Source organism: Aliivibrio logei, assembly GCF_001691055.1.
Classification (GTDB): Bacteria; Pseudomonadota; Gammaproteobacteria; order Enterobacterales; family Vibrionaceae; genus Aliivibrio; species Aliivibrio salmonicida.
Genome location: NZ_MAJU01000039.1, coordinates 1 through 1,223, shown reverse-complemented (window position 1 = coordinate 1,223; position 1,223 = coordinate 1). Strand labels below are relative to the sequence as shown.

The window sequence follows — 1,223 nt, the reverse complement described above, 5'->3', positions numbered from 1 at the left end:
AAACGTGTTATTGCGGCGTTAACTGCTTCTTTGTTAATTTAGCTTTCAAATATGGTAATCATTCTCTTTGAGTAGTAGACTAATATTATTTCCGCATAAATGTGCGAGGTAAGCATGAAGTACGAATTATTAGTTTTAGCTGCAATGACACGATTGGAATCTCCAAATACTCAAGCTATCGTGGCTGCAACTGGGATTTCTGAACGTAAAGTACAATCCGTAGTTAACTCATTAGTTGAAAATTTAGGCTTAAATATTCAAAGAGAGCGCCAAGGTCGAACCTTCCGTTTTTCTATTAATAGCTGGGGTGTTTTTGAATCAGGGAAAGCGATCCAATCTCAACTTAATGACATTGATTTAGTTATGCCAAGTAATTCAATGCTTTCTTCTTACGAAGAAAAGCATGCCTATTTCGAGCAAGTTAAAATGGATAACTTTAAAGAAAGTATGCGTTTAGAGGGCCATGATGTTGCTAGTGATTTTGATTTATCACTCGACAGAGAGCAACAACGTCAAATGTTGTTAAACAAATACTCAAACGTAAATTCGTTAGAGGCACTCAATGGCTGATAAATATGGCACAACACAAGATCCTTATACTTACGAAAATAGTACGGTTCTTGTTAATAAGCTCAATATCAGCAATGAAGCTGTATTAGAGGCTGCTGAACGTGATTTAACAACGTTAGCTGCAATGTATGTGGAGTTTCAATTGCCTCCTTACGATTTCAGCTATCTGTGTTCAATTCATCGTATTTTGTTCTCCGATCTATTTGAATGGGCAGGTGAGTTAAGAACGATTGATATTTCAAAGGGGAATACACGTTTTTGTAATGTAGGTAGGATTGAAAAAGAAGCGAATAATCTGTTTTCAATGTTAGAAAAAGATAAGTATTTAGCTGATCTTCCATACGATGAATTTCTTACTAAGCTAGCTGAGTATTATTGCGATATTAACGTTCTACACCCATTTCGTGAAGGTAATGGTCGCGCTCAACGTTTGTTGTTTGAGCATATTGCAATCAACTGTGGTTACAATATTAATTTTTCTGGTATTACTTCTGAGCAATGGGTAGCTGCAAATATCCATGGTTATCATTGTAATTATGTGCCAATGAAAGAGTTGTTTTCTGTTTGTGTAACTAAAGCTGAAAAGCGCAGTTAACAATCGCATCAACACGATTTGCTACATTCGGCATTCTAGGTTTCTTTGAGTTTACCGT

General features: G+C 36.0%; 2 protein-coding genes. Both read left to right on the top strand.

Translation table 11 applies throughout. The features are described from left to right. Positions 1-114: 114 nt before the first annotated feature. Complete coding sequence (locus A6E04_RS20635) at positions 115-570, top strand: YhfG family protein (protein WP_244886308.1); 456 nt, start codon at positions 115-117, stop codon at positions 568-570. Continuing rightward, positions 563-1,165 (top strand): putative adenosine monophosphate-protein transferase Fic, encoded by a 603-nt coding sequence (locus A6E04_RS20630; protein ID WP_065612271.1) that lies wholly within the window; start codon positions 563-565, stop codon positions 1,163-1,165. Before A6E04_RS20635 ends, A6E04_RS20630 begins: the two co-directional genes overlap by 8 nt. The last annotated feature ends 58 nt before the right edge of the window (positions 1,166-1,223 follow it).

Bases quoted from the DNA above. Each gene is read 5' to 3' on its own strand.
- A6E04_RS20635 (WP_244886308.1), top strand. From the start codon at position 115: ATGAAGTACGAATTATTAGTTTTAGCTGCAATGACACGATTGGAATCT.
- A6E04_RS20630 (WP_065612271.1), top strand. From the start codon at position 563: ATGGCTGATAAATATGGCACAACACAAGATCCTTATACTTACGAAAAT.